The organism is Bradyrhizobium sp. Kon10 (assembly GCF_055807395.1).
Genome location: NZ_JBVVOZ010000090.1, coordinates 1 through 1460, shown reverse-complemented (window position 1 = coordinate 1460; position 1460 = coordinate 1). Strand labels below are relative to the sequence as shown.

General features: G+C 60.6%; 2 pseudogenes. One reads left to right on the top strand and one right to left on the bottom strand.

Annotated elements, in window-relative coordinates:
* Positions 1-189 (top strand): annotated as a pseudogene (locus AC0L2O_RS36145) (acetyl-CoA C-acyltransferase); the annotation flags it as partial.
* A gap of 224 nt (positions 190-413) precedes the next feature.
* On the opposite strand, the pseudogene AC0L2O_RS36140 reads toward AC0L2O_RS36145, so the two are convergent.
* A pseudogene (locus AC0L2O_RS36140) lies at positions 414-923 on the bottom strand (transposase); the annotation flags it as partial.
* Positions 924-1460 lie beyond the last annotated feature (537 nt).

The window sequence follows — 1460 nt, the reverse complement described above, 5'->3', positions numbered from 1 at the left end:
ATCGATCCCGCCAAGTACAACGTCAATGGCGGCTCGATCGCGATCGGCCATCCCTTCGGCATGACCGGCGCCCGTCTTACCGGCCATCTGCTCCAGGAAGGCGCGCGCCGCAAGGCCAAGTGGGGCGTGGTGTCGATGTGCATCGGCGGCGGTCAGGGCGCCGCCGGGCTGTTCGAGATCTATAGCTGAGGGGAACCTTCACTGTTGATAGGAAGAAGAACGGCGCCTTGCGCCGGACTTCTTATGAATGCGAACTATAGCTTAATTCAGCTTCTACCTCGTGCTGACGCGAAAACAAGCATGCTAGAGAAGTTCTCAACCGAAGCTCAGCCACTTCGACGTCGCCGGCAGCCCCGCCTCGGCGAGATGGTCGATTTCGATGTGCTCTTCCAGAGTATGGGCCCTAGAGCGTTTCACATTTTGAGTGAAGCATAACGGGCGTTGGCGAAGTAGTTGGCGCACTCGCGAGGATGGATGTCGTGGACGAGGTAACCAAGTGTCCTCGATGGTGCGCTTCGGATCTAGCCGCTTTCAATGCTTGATCTTGGCGAAGACCTGTTCGATCGGGTTGAGGTCGGGGGAGTATGGCAGCAGATACCAGAGCCTGGCGCCAGCGGCCTGGGTTAACTGCCTGACCGCCTTCGACTTGTTCCGAGACTGTCGAGAATGACGATGTCGCCTTCGCGCAAGGTTGGCAGGAGGAGGTGCTCGACCTAGGCGCGGAAGCATTCGCCGTTGATCTGCCCGTCGAAGACGCAGGGTGCTGTGAGTTGGTCGTGGCGGAGCGCGCCGAGGAACGTGAGGGTGCGCCAGACCCGTGCGGGGCGAAGCCGCGCAGGCGTGCCCCTTTGGCGCCCGAGCCCCGCAAAGGGCCTTGTTGGTCTGATCCAGATCTCGTCGAGGAAGACGAGCCGGCCCGGATCGAGCCCGGCGTCTGCCACGACTTGTTCTCCCGTGATAAGAATCGGCTCGGTCGGGCAACCCTCCGATGCGCAGTGTAGGCCGACCCACCTCATCGGTAGTGGCGGACATACGGTCTTACGAACAACCAGCTGAGGGCAGGGTCGTGGCGATGATCAGGTCGGCATCCAACGGATACCTACGCTGCCATTGAGCAGCGGCATCGCTCTTGGCCAGGATCACATCACAACTGACGTGGCATCGAACACCGCAATTTCTGGACAGCATCGCTGGCGAGAGCTGCAGCGAAGTTAACAACCTGCGTGACGCGCGGAGGCAACGTTGGGTCGTGGGCGAGTAGCTCAGCCATTTGGCTTTCGCCTCACAGATCCGGGCGGGCGGCTTTCCCGCACCCGGCTCTTCCAGAGGGTAACCCGCGTCATATCCGCGCCTGCGCCCAAGTGTGTCATTCGGCCTGCAATATTGGCTCTGACTCATATGTGGAACGGCCCGGGCTGCAAGATCTTTTTCTGGTAGAACAAGGGATGACGGTGCGGTCA